This is a genomic window from Bradyrhizobium sp. NP1, assembly GCF_030378205.1.
In the GTDB taxonomy this organism is placed as follows: Bacteria; Pseudomonadota; Alphaproteobacteria; order Rhizobiales; family Xanthobacteraceae; genus Bradyrhizobium.
In genome coordinates this window covers 3,486,852-3,500,592 of sequence record NZ_CP127385.1, presented here as the reverse complement: position 1 = coordinate 3,500,592, position 13,741 = coordinate 3,486,852, and the positions used below count along the sequence as shown (strand labels likewise).

Here is a 13,741-nt window from a genome sequence, read left to right as displayed (position 1 = left end):
CCGCTCAGCCGCCACCGCCTGGTGCGAGAAAATCCTTACGCGCGAAATTGTCGGCGGTAGACGCCGGGCTCGCGGAAGATCTCGCTGGTGAGATCGTGCGCGCGCTGCGTCTCCTCCTCCGTGAACGCTGCCGTTCGCACCCCCCAATCGTCCCGCTTGATCGGAAAACACTGCGCGACCGGCGTGCCCTTCGGCAGCACGCCACTGAAAGTCGCGTCGTCCCAGCGTGCCGGAAAATGGATCCAGGCATCATGGAAGCGGTCGCAATCGACCAGCCCGGTCAAGGTGGTGAACGGCAGATCGAAACGATTGACCGGATGGGTGAACAATAGCGCGTAGCCCTCCGGCGCCTCGATCGTCCACAGATTGTGGAACTTGATCAGGAAGCGCTCGCCATCAAACAGCGGCGTGCCCGTGACCTGGCCGGGATCGTGGAAGCCGATCGGCGAACGCACGAAGTCGACAGCGCCGCCCGCCGGCAACTCGTTGTCCCAGGTGAATTCGCCATTCTCGACCCTGACATCGCAGATCAGCGGAATCAGGAAACCTGACGTCATGGCGTCGACGAAGGGCGGACAGCGCTTGACCGTGTTGTCCTCCCCCGCCAACACCGTGTTGAACGCCTTCGGCGGCATCGCCCGCAGCCAGCCCGGCAGTCCCTGCGCGGCCGGAACCGGCGGCGGCAGCAGCCCTTCCAGCTCCTTCGGGCAGCGGAAGATCAGGGTCATCGAATGCGGCTGTTGTGACATGGGCTGCGCGTTTCCTGCCCTGGCTACGGGCCTCCTGTTCACTTGCGGCATGTGCGCCTGACGCGTCAAGCAGACCTGCAATGGCCCGCCCCCGGATACCGATGCGGGTTCCCGGCTTTTCCGGGCGGCCCGCTCGCGGCGAGGCCCGATCGCGGCAAAGCCCGCGTTCTGCCATCGTCGCGGCTCGGGGGGACGGCTTTTCGATGTCGGCGTACCGCGGGTCAAATTGGCCGCTTGCGGCCCGACGCCGCGTCGGGCATATCGGCCGTGCTGGAGACGTGGCCGAGTGGCTGAAGGCGGCGGTTTGCTAAACCGTTATAGGCTTGTAAAGGCCTATCGAGGGTTCGAATCCCTCCGTCTCCGCCAGCCAATGATTTCAATAACTTGCGTAAATCCCGGCGCTGGAAATGGTGTCACGGCGGCTGTGCTGCCGTCTCGGACCATGAGCGGGTTGCACCGGCACGAATCCCGGCACAGTCGGTTTCGCGGTCCGTTCTCGTTATGTCTACCCCACATGAGGATCGTGGGCCGGACCTTCGGCTTTCACTATATGGCAGCGGCGTGCTGCAAACCTCGAGCCGCATTGATTGGCGCCTGCGCTTACGCACTCCTGCCAACTGTGATCGCGAGGTCGGCAAGCCAGAACGGAAAAAAGAATACGCATAAGTCCGCCAACGATTGCCAACCACCGACGATCGATCGTCATGAGCACGGCCGGCAGCCATTGGCATCAGCGTCGATCCCATCGAGCCTGCGATCATCGGCGCCGCCGCATGACAATCTTGAGCGCGGCGTCGGGCAGGGGGCGCGGCAACTGGACGGTCCGGAGCGGTGCTCGGACGATCCGGGCCTGCTGAGCAGAAATTTTTTTGGCCAGGTCTTGAAACCGATTTGGGCCTTTTCTAGTTTTTTCGGCGCCACCCCTAGGGTGGTCCCGGGCGCCCCATTCGGGTCCGGGTGAGGACGGGCACCGGTCGTGTCCGGTGCCGCTCATATCCATCTTGCTCTTTGGAGGATTTGGCTATGCGCACATACGACTTCTCCCCCCTCTTCCGATCGACGATCGGGTTCGATCGCCTGTTCGACCTGGCCGAGATGGCCCAGAGGGCCGGTGGCGAGGACAACTACCCCCCCCTACAACATCGAACGACTGTCCGACGATCGCTACCAGATCGCGTTGGCGGTGGCGGGCTTTGCGCCCGACGAGATATCCGTCACGGCAGAGCAGAACGTGCTCACGATCGAGGGCAGCAAGGTCGAAAAGACCGAGCGCGAATACCTCTACCGGGGGATTTCGACGCGGCACTTCAAGCGCCAATTCAGCTTGGCCGATTACGTCCAAGTGAAAAGCGCGGCCTTCGACAATGGCCTGCTGAAGATTGAATTGGTCCGCGAGGTGCCGGAGGCCATGAAGCCGCGGCGCATCGTGATCGATGGATCTGCGCCTCGGATCGAGGCCAAGGCGGCCTGACCACGCGCTGGCGCCGCGCGCTGTTCGCACGTCGCGCGGCGCCTCATCGACAGCATCGTCTATAGAACGGAGGCAACCCATGCGGCCGACGACCGCTCACGATCCGAAGGTCTTTGACTTCGAGGCGCTTCTTCACCCGGGCACGGTCTTCGAGCATCCCAAGGATGTTCTGGATCACCCCACGCTTTCCACTAGCGAAAAGCGAGCCATCCTGGCGTCATGGGCATCTGACGCGGCGGCGATCGCGTCATGTCCGTCCCTGCGCGCGCCGGAAGGGCTCAAGGCGCCGGTTTCGATCGACGAAATCCTTGAGGCTCTTCGGGCTCTCGACGATCATCCGCGACATCCACCAGGCGGTAAACCACAGCGACTGTGTTCTGTCGACCGGACGCTCGCGGCGTAGAGAGCGGACTTATGACTACGATCAAGCCATCGCCGCGCGAGCTGTCGACTGATGAGAAGCTCGCGCGCCTCCGAACTCATCGCAACAATATCAGTCGCTATCGTCGTTTGTTAACGACCCAGCTATCGGAGATCGAGCGAGGGTACGTCCTGAAGCGGCTCGAGGAGGAGACCGACGCGCTCAACAATATCTCGGTGACGTTCCCGATGGTGCAGCCCGCGGGGCGGCGCGCGCAACCAATCGACCAAGGTGTTAGCCATGTTTGACCTTCAGGCGTTCGTCGTGGAGAGCCACCACAAAGTCATCGGGCACTACCAGCAGCTGTTGGCGAGTGCGACGTCCGAAGCGGAAGCCGAACATTACAGACGGCGGATCGAAGAGCACGAACGATCGTTGTCCGGGCTTCTACGAGAACAGTCGCATTCACGCGCGGCGTAGGGCTTTGCGTGCTTCGGCCGCGGCGGCAGCCCGGTGCGGCCGCGGCGATCACGGCAGAGCCGAACCTCCTCGGCCTTCGCGCTATCGAGCATGGTGCGCACGACTATTGCGTCGGCCTCGCAGCGCGGGCAGCGGACGACGGCATCATCGTACTTTAAATTTTGCGCGGAGTTCACGTCCATGATGAGAAAGTAGCCGGCGTTAACCGCGCTGGTCTGCACCGCACCTCTACGGTGCGGAGACTACGCAAAATTACTCAAAATACACAGATTGAGTTTTGCCGACCTCGATCTCGACATGCGCACGGTAGTCGGCCAATAGGGCGTCGGAGCATATTTTCTAGCATCGGTTGGAACGAGAATGATGCGAGCGGCTTATTCGTGCGTGGCTCCCCGCCACAACCCCAACGATGCGTAGACCGGCTCTGGCGATGTGTCCCGCATCGCCAGAGCCACAATTTTGATTAGAGGAGATTGGCCCCATGGCAGTGGTTTATGTGGAGGCCCGACCAAAAGGGCGGCCCGATGGCAGCCCGATCGACGACTTCGTGGTTGAGGACCACGCAGACCACGTGCTTGCAACATTCGAGATGCAGCATCAAGCGATCGATTGGGCGCGCAAAAACGGACACCGACCGCACGTCGCGCGCGTCCGTCACCTCAACGATAAGAAGAAGCCCGACCACTGGCGGGAGGCCTGATCGTGAGTATTCGGCTGAGCAAGAAGGCGCGCGAGTTGCGGACGGCGCTTGCGCTTTCCGCGGCTCTCACCGTGGTTTGCTTCACGGCCGCCACCCTCGCCGCCCGCTACTTTGCGGGCCTCTAGTTGGAAACGGGCAAGCCGCCGACAATGCGCCGTCGTCCCTAGCCTCACGGTGATCGTTGCGAGCGCCCTCGCAGCGGGCTCCAAACGCGCGTGTGCCCCGGCTGGCGGGGCGCCGCAGCCTGCATTGGCGCCCTCTGGAAGCCGTCCCGCTCGACGTCCGCGTAGCCAGCCAACGCGCCTGCGTGGATCAAGACACCGGCCATGGTGCGAGGCGGATGCTCGCGGCATCTGGTGCGTCAGGTCGAACAGAGCGTCGGCGCAAGCCTGCACTTGCTCCTTTCGCGCTTCAATTTCGGACGCCTCGATTGCCTGATCACATTCGTCTTCGTACCGCTCGGCCTCACCAATCCTATCACTCAGCTCCTGCTCGAAGCCCTCTTCCCAGCCTTCCGGCTCGGCGCGCACCTCGTCCAGAAGGAGCGCCAGAGCGCCGGACACAGCGATGAACCGTGGGAAACGAGCGCCACGCCCGGCGCCCGCGGCGATCTGCGGCCATTGGTTGCCCTCGCGGCGCGAGGTTCGGCTGCAAAGGAACGTTCATTTGCGGCATCGGTGGGAGCTGGATCGGCGGCGAGGGCTGGGGAACGACAAGCGGAGCGTTTGTCCCGGGCAAATGACCTGCGCGACGGCTTTCGGGACGCAGCTCGCGATCCCAACGAAGACCGGCACGTTGCCGAGCTGGACTGCGAGCTTGGCAATTGCCGCATTTTGATCTCCCCTCTGAGGTTCGCCCTCCTCCCGGGAAGTGCATCATCGGTTTGTGAAGGAAATTACCGGGATGGACATTACTGCCGCATGTCCGGGCAATTAAGATCGAGCACCTTCGCTCGGCTGGCCTTCAAGAATGGGTGAGCCGCCGCGACGGCGAGGAGCCGCGAAACGCAAGACTGCTCCGTCAGCGCGGCTGATCGACGGCGCAAACGGCAACGTCCTGCTCAACACCAGGCTGTGCGACGGATGGCGTCGTGCCGCGGCCACGTCACCTCATGCAGGCGGTGCGGGCGCGCCAACAAGCGAGCCCCGCGCTCAGTGCGTCGCCATCCAGGCGCGCGCCTCGCGCTGGGCGATCGCGATCTCGATGTCGGACATCAATGCGGCGATCTCCTGGCGCAGCGCGACCGCGTCGCGCCGGCCCTTCAGGGCGGCGAGATTGAACCATTTGTGCGCGGCGACCAGATTGACGACGCCGGAGCGGCCGCTCGCCCAATACAATCCGCGCTCGAACAGGATATCCGGGACCGCCGTCGCCTCGACCGGCGTCGCGCCGTCCACATCGATATTGCCCTGAAACATCTTTGCCCCCTCCCCTTGTTGTTATTGGCCGGCCCGGCCTTTTGCCGAGTGCGGCTCCTGCCCACCGTTCGACGTCCCTCTAATCCCCATTGCCGTTGACCGGCTTGTTATGGGAGCACCATGGCCGATCATGTTTGAAGGCTGGCTTAAGCTTTGCGATGAACGGCCCGTAAACACGCCGATCGCGCCCGCGGGCGATCGCGGCAAGCACAAGACCGCGACCGATGCTGGCAATAAACCAGCACGCTCGCGGCATTCAGGGATTATGGACGGATCAAGAGCCGGCGCAGCGCCCGGCTACGGGAACGAGGGCGTCGGCGAACACGTCAGGACCAGATCTCACCTGAAGGCCTTTGCGACCCGTGAGCTTGCGGATGCCTCATGAGAGGGAACCGCACCGAACGAAGAAAGCTTGTTTCTTTCTTCTGCCGGACCGGATTCGAATTGAAGCTGGTCCAGCCGTTGGCCTGATGTCTCGCCGACACCCTCTTGCGTCGATCAGGGCTGCCGCATCGAGATTGCGAGAGGCAATTCACGCGGCGCGCGTCTGAAGACGAGCCGGCACAAAAGACGCCGGCATTTAGCTAGCGAGAGTTACTTCTTCTTCTTGGCGACCTTGCGGGTCTTCTTCGCAGTCTTCTTCACTGCGCTCTTCGCCTTCTTAGCCTTCTTAGCCTTCTTAGCCATGTTGCCCTCCTATTGTGAGATGGCTTAATCGCTGCGTGCATTCGGGAATCGAGATGCACTTCATCCCGAATACACCAACACATCGAAAAAAACAGCTTCCCGCTTAAGGAAGTGTTGACGCACCGATGTGCGGGTGCGCCAAGACCAATACTACACCACATTGCGTCGCGCGCGAAGTGGGAAGCGAAAAACCCGCGTCGCTACGGCATCGACAAAGTCAAGACTGCAAGAAAAGCCTGCGCCACAAGCATTTTCGTTGTCGATGCGCAGTACGCATCGCGACACGATCACGCGATTGCGAGTCGCTGTCGCTGACGGAGAGCGTCTCGCGCGGACTCTGAGTCGCCTTTTTTGGCAACGAAAAAATTTTCATGCTTAACGAGTTCGTTTCCGCGTCGCGGCTCGCTCGACCGGCGATTCCGTCCGAATCGCGGCAATCCGATTCGCCGCGCCGCACGGTCGACCGATCAACGAAGGGACAGCTGGCGGGGGTTGAACGCGGGACGTGTCGGCGCGCCAAGCGCGCGGACGGTCAGGCAATCGGGAGCGAGTAAGGTGTTGGAATCAGACGACTAGAGCGTTTTCGAGCGGAGTGGAGGCCGGTTCGCGTCAAGAAAGCGCGTCAAAACAAGAATCTGGAGCATCGGCTCTGATTCCATCAGAACCGAACATGCTCTAGAGGCCGAGCTTGGCCTTGAGCAGGTCGTTGACGGCCTGCGGATTGGCTTTGCCGCCGGACGACTTCATGACCTGGCCGACGAACCAGCCGACCATCTGCGGCTTCGCCTTCGCCTGCGCCACCTTGTCGGGATTGGCCGCAATGATGTCGTCGACGACCTTTTCGATCGCCGAGAGGTCGGTGACCTGCTTCATGCCGCGGCTTTCGACCAGCGCGCGAGGGTCGCCGCCCTCCTGCCAGACGATCTCGAACAGATCCTTGGCGATCTTGCCGGAGATGGTGCCCTCTCCGATCAGGTCGACGATCGCCGAAAGCTGTTCGGCCGACACCGGGGAGCCCGCGATGTCCTGGCCTTCCTTGTTGAGGCGTCCGAACAGCTCGTTGATCACCCAATTGGCGGCAAGCTTGCCGTCCCGCGCCTTGTCGGCAAGCCCTCCCAGCACCGTCTCGTAGAAGTCGGCGCTTTCGCGCTCGGCCACCAGCACGCCGGCGTCATAGGGCGACAGGCCGAAATCGGCGATGAAGCGCGCCCGCTTCTGGTCCGGCAGCTCGGGAAGCTTCGCCCTCAACTCATCGACGAAGCCTTGCGAGAATTCCAGCGGCAGCAAGTCCGGATCGGGGAAATAGCGGTAGTCGTGCGCCTCTTCCTTGGAGCGCATCGAGCGGGTTTCGCCCTTGTTGGGGTCGAACAGGCGCGTCTCCTGGTCGATCGACCCGCCGTCTTCGAGGATCTCGACCTGGCGACGCGCCTCGTACTCGATGGCCTGACCAATGAAGTTGATCGAGTTCATGTTCTTGATCTCGCAGCGGGTGCCGAGCGGGCCGCCGACCTTGCGCACCGACACGTTGACGTCGGCGCGCAGGTTTCCCTTCTCCATGTCGCCGTCACAGGTGCCGAGATAGCGCAGGATCGAGCGCAACTTCGCCACATAGGCCTTCGCCTGCTCGGCGTCGCGGATATCGGGTTTTGATACGATCTCCATCAGCGCGACCCCGGACCGGTTGAGGTCGACAAGGGACATGGTCGGCGACTGGTCGTGCAGCGACTTGCCGGCATCCTGCTCGAGATGCAGCCGCTCGATGCCGATGGTTGCGGTCCTGCCGCCCTCGAGTTCGACGACGACCTCGCCCTCGCCCACGATCGGCGACTTGTACTGGCTGATCTGGTAGCCTTGCGGCAGGTCGGGATAGAAATAGTTCTTGCGGTCGAACACCGAGCGCAGGTTGATCTGGGCGTTGAGGCCAAGCCCGGTCCGCACCGCCTGCCGGATGCATTCCTCGTTGATCACGGGCAGCATGCCCGGCATCGCGGCGTCAACCAGCGACACGTGGGAGTTGGGCTCGCCGCCGAACGCGGTGGACGCGCCCGAAAACAGCTTTGAGTTGGAGGTGACCTGGGCGTGGACTTCCATGCCGATCACGACTTCCCAGTCGCCGGTTGCGCCCTTGACCAGCTTGCCGCCTGTTGCCGTCATGACTTCTGATCTCCGAGCAGATCGGACACGATCCGCTCCCATTCTGCTTCCAGTGAATCCTTTGCCGCCGGCTTCCCCGCCTGCCGATACCAGTAGCCGGCGTTGGAAAGATCGCCCTCGACGCGGTGCAGATAGGCGTGCACCCAGGCCGCCTCGCGCGTCGCCTGGTTCATGACGATCTTGTGCGCCTGATCCCAATCGCCCTTGTGAGCCCACCACAGCGCGGCGAGCGGCGGCGCGAGGTCGCTTGCCGGCGCCGCATCCGAGAGACTGGCGCGGAAATCCGCCATGCTCACCACCACTTTGGCGGCGTGAACCGTCCTGCCGCCCGCTCGATCACTTCACCGAGGGAGAACAGCGTCTCCTCGTCGAAGGGACGGCCGATCAGTTGCAGCCCGAGCGGCAGGCCCTGCGCATCCTTGCCGGCGGGGATCGCGATGCCGGGAAGGCCCGCCATGTTCACCGTCACGGTGAAGATGTCGTTGAGATACATCTCGACCGGGTCGGCGCCGCCCTTCTCGCCGATCCCGAAGGCGGCCGAGGGCGTCGCCGGGGTGAGGATCGCCTGCACGCCCTTGGCGAAGCAGTCCTCAAAGTCCTTCTTGATGAGGGTACGAACCTTCTGCGCTCGCAGATAATAGGCGTCGTAATAGCCGGCCGACAGCACATAGGTGCCGATCATCACCCGCCGCTTCACCTCGGCGCCAAAACCTTCGGCGCGGGTCGCCTCATACATCTCCTTGATGCCGCGGCCGGGCACGCGCAAGCCGTAGCGTACGCCGTCATAGCGCGCCAGGTTCGACGAGGCCTCCGCCGGCGCCACGATGTAATAGGCGGGCAGCGCGTATTTGGTGTGCGGCAGCGACACCTCGACGAGCTCCGCGCCGGCCGATTTGAGCCAGGCGGCGCCCTCCCTCCACAGTTTCTCGATCTCGGCCGGCATGCCGTCGAGCCGATATTCCCTGGGGATGCCGATCCGCATGCCCTTTATCGACCTGCCGATCGCGGCCTCGTAATCCGGCACCGGACGATCGACCGAGGTGGTGTCCTTCGGATCGTGGCCGGCCATCGAGCGCATCAACATCGCGGTGTCGCGCACGGTGCGGCCGATCGGCCCGGCCTGGTCGAGCGAGGAGGCAAACGCCACGATGCCCCAGCGCGAGCAGCGGCCATAGGTCGGCTTCATGCCGACGGTTGCGGTGAAGGCCGCGGGCTGGCGGATCGAACCGCCGGTATCCGTTGCGGTTGCGCCCATGCAGAGCATCGCGGCCACGGCGGAAGCCGATCCGCCCGAGGAGCCGCCCGGCACCAGCGTCGTGTTCGAGCCGTCACGCCGCCACGGATTGGTCACCGGGCCGAAGCAGGAAGTCTCGTTCGACGAGCCCATCGCGAACTCATCATTGTTGAGCTTGCCGAGCAGCACCGCGCCATCGCGCCAGAGCTGGGACGTGATGGTGGACTCATAGGTCGGCACGAAATTGCCGAGGATCTTCGAGCAGGCCGTGGTGCGCACGCCCTTGGTCGCGAACAGGTCCTTGATCCCCAAGGGAATGCCGGCGAGCGGGCCGCCGTCGCCCTTCTGAAGGCGAGCGTCCGCTTGCCGCGCCATCTCGCGGGCCTGGTCGGGCGTCTCCCGCACATAGGCGTTGAGCGCGCGCGCGGCTTCCATCGCGGCGAGGTGCGCGTCGGCGAGCTCAAGCGCCGTGAAGGATTTGCTCGCCAGGCCAGACCTGGCCTCGGCGATCGTCAGCGATGTCAAATCGGTCATTTATTGACTAGTGCCCACTTTCCGAAGTTCGTCTCCCGTCGCAGCACCCACTTTCACGAACTTCGGAAAGTCATGGGCACTAGCAAACCTATAATTCCGGAGCCGCTTATCCAAGTGAAGTTCCTGAACGGAATTTGCCGCTTGCAGTGCAGGAACTTCACTTGGGCGGCACCGGGCTGCAGAAGAACGGAGAGAGCGTCTTGTCGTTGGCCGGGTCGTCCTTGGCGCGCGCCTTGGCCTTATCCTTGGCCTCGGCCTCGAGCTGGTCGAGCACGGCATCGATCGCCTGTTGCGGATCGGCAGCGTTGCCCTGCCGCGCCATGGCGTCGAGATAATTCATATAGGCCTGATAGGCCTTTTCATCGTCGCACAGCAGACACATGGTTTCCTGCCTTGTTACTCGACGACCTTCGGCACCAGGAAGAAGTGATTTTCGGTGGCCGGCGCATTCTTCACGATATCGTCCGCGATGTCGCCGTCGGTGACGACGTCCGCTCGCTTCTTCATTTCCATCGGGGTCACCGAGGTCATCGGCTCGACCCCCTCGACATTCACCTCGGACAACTGCTCGACGAACGCCAGCATGGCGTTGAGCTCGCCCTGCAGATGCGGAACTTCCTCGTCGCTGACCGCAATCCGGGCCAGATGCGCGATGCGGCGGACGGTGGCGGCGTCTACAGACATTATATAGGGGCCTCAATCGCTGGCGGCAGGTCTATCCCGCCGTATAGCAGAGCCCGCTTTTGCGCCGCAACCGCGGGGCAGCTGCCGTGGGCAGCCAAATGACCGGGATGGATGGTGTTTCCCGGGTAGCCGCAGGGGGTCAGCGCGCCGACGGGTGTGCCTGCAGCGCCTGCCCCGGCCCCGTCGCGGGCCTGCTCACGACGCCGCCTGCCCAAGCATGGCGGAATTGCGCCTGCCATGGACGATCTGCTCGGCCTCGCTCACGATTCGCTCCACGATCTCCGATGCGGGCGGGACGTCATGGATCAGACCGGCAGCGGTGCCTGCGAACACGCCCGCGATGTCGAAATTGCCCGCAGCCTGGGCCGACGCATAGTCGGCCACGACGGCATCCATGTTCTGGATCAACTCGGCCTCGCGGCCGCTCCAGCGCCGGGCATGATCATTGACCAGGGCACGCAGCGTGAACGGCGCCGGCCAGAAAATCCTGCGCGACCAGTCGAACAGGACGCCGCGCGCCGTGTCCCCGCCGGTCGCGGCACAAATCCGTTGCTTGGCTTTGTCGGGCGCGTCGCATTCAACGCTGGCATAGAAGCGCGTCCCGATCAGCGCGCCGGCGGCGCCAAGCATCATCATGGCAACCAGGCCGCGTCCGTCGGCAATGCCGCCCGCGGCAACCACCGGCACGCGGCCTGCCGCGAGATCGACAATGGCCGGCGCGATATCGAGTGTCGTGCGCGACGCGCCATGCCCGCCGGCCTCGGTGCCTTGCGCGACCAGGATGTCGGCGCCGGCATCGAGCGCCTGGCTGGCCATGTCCTCGGATTGAACCTGGCAGATCAGAAGGCTGCCTGCGGCTTTGATGCGGGGCGCGAAGGGCGCGGGGTCGCCGAACGACAGCATGATCGCCCGCGGCTTTGCATGGAGCGCGATGTCCAGCAGCTCCGGTTGTTTTGCGAGGCTCCAGGTGATGAAGCCGATGCCGAAGGGCGATGCAGATTGCTTGAGCGTAGAGGTTTCCTGCTCCAGCCACGCCCGCTCGCCATAGCCGCCGCCCAAAATGCCGAAGCCACCCGCCTTGCTCACTGCCGTGACCAGCCGGGCCCCCGCAATCCGGTGCATCGGCGCCGACAGGATCGGATGGTGGATACCCAGAAGCGCTGTGAGTGGCGTACTGATCGGCATGCTCTCCTCCCGCTCTGGACAGACACGTTAGCGCCAACTACCTTTCTCTGAAAATGAATACTGGAGAATGTTCCGATCTTGTTTTGGAAACGGTGACCGCGATGGAATTGACCGACCTGACCACCTTCCTGGCGGTCGCCCGCACCGGCGGCATCACGCGCGCCGCCGAGGAGCTCCACACCGTGCAATCCAACGTCACCCAGCGGGTGAAGGCGCTCGAAGCGGAAATCGGCGCCGCGCTGTTCGAGCGGCACAGCCGCGGCATGACGTTGACGGGCGCCGGCCGGCGCCTGCTGCCTTACGCGCAGCGGATGGCGGCGCTGTCGCGCGAGGCCATGCTGGCGGCGCGCGACGATGGCGAGCCGAAGGGACCGCTTTCGATCGGCTCGATGGAGACGACGGCCGCGGTGCGGCTGCCGTCGCTGCTCGCCGAATTCCATCGGAGGTTTCCGCAGGTGAGCCTGACGCTGCGCACGGCCACCACGGCCGATCTCGTCGCCGGCGTGCTCGACGGGACCTTCGACGGCGCGTTCGTTGCAGGTCCGATCGAGCATGGCGAGATCGCCGCCACGATCGCATTCCGCGAAGAGCTGGTGCTGGTCAGCGCGCGGCGCTGGCCGAGCCTCGCAAGCCTTCGCGCCGGCACGCCCGAGTCCGGGCCGACCGCTCTGGTCTTCCGCACCGGCTGCACCTATCGGCAGAGGCTTGAGCAGGTGCTCTCGGAGCTCGGCTGGCCGTCGGCAACCCGGTTTGAGCTCGGCACACTCGACGGCATGATCGGCTGCGTCGCCGCCGGGATGGGCGTCACGCTGCTGCCGCGCGCCGTGGTCGAGCGCAGCGAGCAGCGCGAGAACGTCCATATCCATACGCTTGACCGGGCCTGGTCGCGCGTCGACACGCTGTTCATCCACCGGCGCAGCGCGCATCAATACAGCGCGCTCGGCGGCTTCCTGTCCTGCCTGAAGAAAGACGAGCGCATCGCCGCCGCCTGAGGAGCTTGCTTCCGTCATCCTTTTGCAACAAAGCGGCCACACGCTACGGTAGCGCCCGCACTCGCGACCATCCGGGCGCAACAACGATAACCTCCGGGAGGAAACTGCGATGCGCACCACATTCGTGCTGTATTGTTCGCTTGCGTTGCTGGCTACGGCCGGCACGGCCAGCGCCCAGGACTGGACCAAGTCGAAATGGGGAGTGAACGACGAGATCGGCGCCGCCAACAACATGTCGCCCGAGGTCGTGGTGAAGGCGGCTGGCCTGATCAAGACCGGCAAGACCTACGCGCTCGGGATCGAGACCAATTCGAAAACACCCGCCTTCCCGCCGCGCACCTTCAAGGTGCTGGTGCTGCAGCCCGGACAGGCCGGCGGCAACGGATTGGGGCCGAACAAGACCACCTACAATGACGACATCATCGAGGGTTGGGTCGGCATCGGCAGCCAGATCGACGGGCTCGGCCATATCGGCGTCGACTGGACCTATTACAACGGCAACAAGTCGACCGACTTCGCCGCCGCCGACGGCCTGAAGAAGCTCGGCGTCGAAAAAATCCCGCCGATCGTCACCCGCGGGGTCCTGCTCGACATGGCCGCCTACTACAACACCGACGTCGTCAAGGAAGGCACCGCCTTCAACACCAAGGAGATCGAGGAGGCCGCCAAAAAGCAGGGCGTCGAGATCCGCCAGGGCGACGTCGTGATCTTCCACACCGGCTGGGTCGGCCTGATCGGCAAGGACGACAAGCGCTACAATGCCGGCGAGCCCGGCGTCGGCGTCGAAGGCGCGAAATATCTGGTCAGCAAGGGCGTGGTCGCCGTCGGCGCCGACACCTGGGCGGTCGAGGTGATCCCGTTCGAATCCAAGAACGTGTTCGAGGTGCACCAGATCTTCCTGCCGATGTCCGGCACCTACATCCTCGAAAACATGAACACCGGGCAGCTTGCCGCCGACAAGGCCTATGAATTCCTGTTCGTGCTCGGCGTGCCCAAGATCACCGGCGCGGTGCAGGGCATCGTCAACCCGGTCGCGATCCGCTAAAGGCATCAACGAACGCAGCTGCACCTCTCCCATTGGGAGAGGTGAAG

The 13,741-nt window shown here is 63.8% G+C and carries 16 protein-coding genes, 1 tRNA gene and 1 pseudogene; 9 read left to right on the top strand and 9 right to left on the bottom strand.

From position 1 onward, the window contains the following. Positions 1 to 35: 35 nt before the first annotated feature. Complete coding sequence (locus QOU61_RS16730) at positions 36 to 749, bottom strand: hypothetical protein (protein ID WP_289660546.1); 714 nt, start codon at positions 747 to 749, stop codon at positions 36 to 38. Positions 750 to 1,021: 272 nt separating this feature from the next. Between QOU61_RS16730 and QOU61_RS16725 the strand changes: the two genes are divergently transcribed. The 4 genes and pseudogenes from QOU61_RS16725 (at position 1,022) to QOU61_RS16710 (ending at position 2,889) form a co-directional block, all read left to right on the top strand. Next, positions 1,022 to 1,115, top strand: a tRNA-Ser gene (locus QOU61_RS16725). 657 nt (positions 1,116 to 1,772) lie between these two features. Then, positions 1,773 to 2,220: pseudogene (locus QOU61_RS16720) on the top strand (Hsp20 family protein). A 79-nt stretch (positions 2,221 to 2,299) separates the two neighbouring features. Further along, positions 2,300 to 2,623, top strand: a complete 324-nt coding sequence (locus QOU61_RS16715; protein ID WP_289660544.1) for a hypothetical protein — start codon at positions 2,300 to 2,302, stop codon at positions 2,621 to 2,623. An 11-nt stretch (positions 2,624 to 2,634) separates the two neighbouring features. Further along, complete coding sequence (locus QOU61_RS16710; RefSeq protein WP_289660542.1) at positions 2,635 to 2,889, top strand: hypothetical protein; 255 nt, start codon at positions 2,635 to 2,637, stop codon at positions 2,887 to 2,889. Between the two features lie 93 nt (positions 2,890 to 2,982). Here the strand turns inward: QOU61_RS16710 and QOU61_RS16705 are convergent, their stop codons facing one another. After that, positions 2,983 to 3,282 carry a hypothetical protein gene (locus QOU61_RS16705; RefSeq protein ID WP_289660539.1) on the bottom strand — a complete coding sequence of 100 codons (300 nt, stop codon included), beginning with the start codon at positions 3,280 to 3,282 and terminating at the stop codon, positions 2,983 to 2,985. A 260-nt stretch (positions 3,283 to 3,542) separates the two neighbouring features. Here QOU61_RS16705 and QOU61_RS16700 point away from each other — a divergent pair, with 260 nt between their 5' ends. The 3 genes from QOU61_RS16700 (at position 3,543) to QOU61_RS16690 (ending at position 4,738) form a co-directional block, all read left to right on the top strand. Continuing rightward, positions 3,543 to 3,761 (top strand): hypothetical protein, encoded by a 219-nt coding sequence (locus QOU61_RS16700; RefSeq protein WP_289660536.1) that lies wholly within the window; start codon positions 3,543 to 3,545, stop codon positions 3,759 to 3,761. Between the two features lie 2 nt (positions 3,762 to 3,763). After that, positions 3,764 to 3,886 (top strand): hypothetical protein, encoded by a 123-nt coding sequence (locus QOU61_RS16695; RefSeq protein WP_289660534.1) that lies wholly within the window; start codon positions 3,764 to 3,766, stop codon positions 3,884 to 3,886. Between the two features lie 201 nt (positions 3,887 to 4,087). Beyond that, positions 4,088 to 4,738: a hypothetical protein gene (locus QOU61_RS16690; protein ID WP_289660532.1), complete on the top strand. Its 651-nt coding sequence runs from the start codon at positions 4,088 to 4,090 to the stop codon at positions 4,736 to 4,738. A gap of 174 nt (positions 4,739 to 4,912) precedes the next feature. Here QOU61_RS16690 and QOU61_RS16685 read toward each other — a convergent pair whose 3' ends face one another. The 7 genes from QOU61_RS16685 to QOU61_RS16655 form a co-directional block, all read right to left on the bottom strand. Then, positions 4,913 to 5,179, bottom strand: a complete 267-nt coding sequence (locus tag QOU61_RS16685) for a hypothetical protein (RefSeq protein WP_289660530.1) — start codon at positions 5,177 to 5,179, stop codon at positions 4,913 to 4,915. Positions 5,180 to 6,541: 1,362 nt separating this feature from the next. Next, positions 6,542 to 8,020 carry an Asp-tRNA(Asn)/Glu-tRNA(Gln) amidotransferase subunit GatB gene (gatB, locus tag QOU61_RS16680; RefSeq protein ID WP_289660528.1) on the bottom strand — a complete coding sequence of 493 codons (1,479 nt, stop codon included), beginning with the start codon at positions 8,018 to 8,020 and terminating at the stop codon, positions 6,542 to 6,544. Continuing rightward, entirely contained in the window at positions 8,017 to 8,310 is a 294-nt protein-coding gene (locus QOU61_RS16675) for a hypothetical protein (protein ID WP_289660526.1), read from the bottom strand. Before QOU61_RS16675 ends, gatB begins: the two co-directional genes overlap by 4 nt. A 2-nt stretch (positions 8,311 to 8,312) precedes the next feature. Further along, positions 8,313 to 9,788 (bottom strand): Asp-tRNA(Asn)/Glu-tRNA(Gln) amidotransferase subunit GatA, encoded by a 1,476-nt coding sequence (gene gatA / locus QOU61_RS16670; RefSeq protein ID WP_289660524.1) that lies wholly within the window; start codon positions 9,786 to 9,788, stop codon positions 8,313 to 8,315. Positions 9,789 to 9,945: 157 nt separating this feature from the next. After that, a complete protein-coding gene (locus QOU61_RS16665) occupies positions 9,946 to 10,170 on the bottom strand; it encodes a hypothetical protein (RefSeq protein ID WP_289660521.1) in 225 nt (74 codons plus the stop codon). Between the two features lie 14 nt (positions 10,171 to 10,184). Next, positions 10,185 to 10,472: an Asp-tRNA(Asn)/Glu-tRNA(Gln) amidotransferase subunit GatC gene (gene gatC, locus QOU61_RS16660; RefSeq protein WP_289660517.1), complete on the bottom strand. Its 288-nt coding sequence runs from the start codon at positions 10,470 to 10,472 to the stop codon at positions 10,185 to 10,187. A gap of 195 nt (positions 10,473 to 10,667) precedes the next feature. Then, positions 10,668 to 11,657: an NAD(P)H-dependent flavin oxidoreductase gene (locus QOU61_RS16655; RefSeq protein ID WP_289660514.1), complete on the bottom strand. Its 990-nt coding sequence runs from the start codon at positions 11,655 to 11,657 to the stop codon at positions 10,668 to 10,670. 101 nt (positions 11,658 to 11,758) lie between these two features. On the opposite strand from QOU61_RS16655, the gene QOU61_RS16650 reads away from it, so the two are divergent. Both QOU61_RS16650 and QOU61_RS16645 read left to right on the top strand, forming a co-directional pair. After that, positions 11,759 to 12,649 (top strand): LysR family transcriptional regulator, encoded by an 891-nt coding sequence (locus QOU61_RS16650; RefSeq protein WP_289660512.1) that lies wholly within the window; start codon positions 11,759 to 11,761, stop codon positions 12,647 to 12,649. 109 nt (positions 12,650 to 12,758) lie between these two features. Then, complete coding sequence (locus QOU61_RS16645) at positions 12,759 to 13,694, top strand: cyclase family protein (RefSeq protein ID WP_289660510.1); 936 nt, start codon at positions 12,759 to 12,761, stop codon at positions 13,692 to 13,694. Positions 13,695 to 13,741: the final 47 nt, after the last annotated feature.

What these genes read in the sequence shown, in the direction of transcription:
- QOU61_RS16645 (WP_289660510.1), top strand. Translation starts at nt 12,759, where the DNA reads ATGCGCACCACATTCGTGCTGTATTGTTCGCTTGCGTTGCTGGCTACG.
- QOU61_RS16690 (WP_289660532.1), top strand. Translation starts at nt 4,088, where the DNA reads ATGGTGCGAGGCGGATGCTCGCGGCATCTGGTGCGTCAGGTCGAACAG.
- QOU61_RS16665 (WP_289660521.1), bottom strand. Translation starts at nt 10,170, where the DNA reads ATGTGTCTGCTGTGCGACGATGAAAAGGCCTATCAGGCCTATATGAAT.
- QOU61_RS16700 (WP_289660536.1), top strand. Translation starts at nt 3,543, where the DNA reads ATGGCAGTGGTTTATGTGGAGGCCCGACCAAAAGGGCGGCCCGATGGC.
- QOU61_RS16710 (WP_289660542.1), top strand. Translation starts at nt 2,635, where the DNA reads ATGACTACGATCAAGCCATCGCCGCGCGAGCTGTCGACTGATGAGAAG.
- QOU61_RS16685 (WP_289660530.1), bottom strand. Translation starts at nt 5,179, where the DNA reads ATGTTTCAGGGCAATATCGATGTGGACGGCGCGACGCCGGTCGAGGCG.
- QOU61_RS16655 (WP_289660514.1), bottom strand. Translation starts at nt 11,657, where the DNA reads ATGCCGATCAGTACGCCACTCACAGCGCTTCTGGGTATCCACCATCCG.
- QOU61_RS16715 (WP_289660544.1), top strand. Translation starts at nt 2,300, where the DNA reads ATGCGGCCGACGACCGCTCACGATCCGAAGGTCTTTGACTTCGAGGCG.
- QOU61_RS16650 (WP_289660512.1), top strand. Translation starts at nt 11,759, where the DNA reads ATGGAATTGACCGACCTGACCACCTTCCTGGCGGTCGCCCGCACCGGC.
- QOU61_RS16675 (WP_289660526.1), bottom strand. Translation starts at nt 8,310, where the DNA reads ATGGCGGATTTCCGCGCCAGTCTCTCGGATGCGGCGCCGGCAAGCGAC.
- gatA (WP_289660524.1), bottom strand. Translation starts at nt 9,788, where the DNA reads ATGACCGATTTGACATCGCTGACGATCGCCGAGGCCAGGTCTGGCCTG.
- QOU61_RS16730 (WP_289660546.1), bottom strand. Translation starts at nt 749, where the DNA reads ATGTCACAACAGCCGCATTCGATGACCCTGATCTTCCGCTGCCCGAAG.
- gatB (WP_289660528.1), bottom strand. Translation starts at nt 8,020, where the DNA reads ATGACGGCAACAGGCGGCAAGCTGGTCAAGGGCGCAACCGGCGACTGG.
- gatC (WP_289660517.1), bottom strand. Translation starts at nt 10,472, where the DNA reads ATGTCTGTAGACGCCGCCACCGTCCGCCGCATCGCGCATCTGGCCCGG.